The sequence below is a fragment of the Chromohalobacter sp. 296-RDG genome, assembly GCF_029889885.1.
GTDB lineage: Bacteria > Pseudomonadota > Gammaproteobacteria > Pseudomonadales > Halomonadaceae > Chromohalobacter.
The window spans coordinates 1-613 of the sequence record NZ_JARANY010000301.1 but is presented as its reverse complement, the minus strand read 5'-3'; the positions used below and the strand labels follow the sequence as shown (position 1 = coordinate 613).

At 62.2% G+C, this 613-nt stretch carries 1 protein-coding gene; it reads left to right on the top strand.

The annotated features are described in order from the left end of the window. Positions 1-14: 14 nt before the first annotated feature. Positions 15-613 (top strand): enolase C-terminal domain-like protein (locus OP495_RS18660; RefSeq protein WP_280571282.1); only part of this gene is annotated, 599 nt, incomplete at its 3' end.

The following is a 613-nucleotide window of genomic DNA, read 5'->3' as shown; positions in this document are numbered from 1 at the left end:
TTGGGAACGTGGCCTTGGCGCCACGTGTCGCCAAGACGATCATCGATCAGCACCTCGCGCCCTTGGTCATCGGCCAGGATCCGTTCGACTACGAATACCTATGGCAGCGCCTGTATCGCGCGACGCTGGCGTGGGGTCGGCGCGGCATCGGCATGGCGGCAATCTCGGGCGTCGATATCGCGATCTGGGACGTGATGGGCAAGGCTCTCGGCAAGCCGGTGTTCAAGCTGTTGGGCGGACGAACCAAGGAGAAGATCCCCTGCTATGCCTCCAAGCTTTACCACACCGATCGCGAGACGATGCAGCGTGAGGCGCAAGCCTATCTCGACCAGGGCTTCACGGCGATGAAGATGCGTTTCGGTTATGGGCCCAAGGATGGGCCCAAGGGCATGCGCGAGAACCTCAATAGCGTAGCCGCGGTACGCGAGGTGATCGGCGAGGACATCGATCTGATGGCCGACTGCTACATGGGGTGGAACCTCGACTACACGCGACGCATGCTGCCGAAACTGGAACCCTTCGAGCTGCGTTGGCTGGAGGAACCGGTGATCGCCGATGACATCGACGGTTACGCCGAGCTCAATCGCATGGCCCCGATGCCGATTGCCGGCGG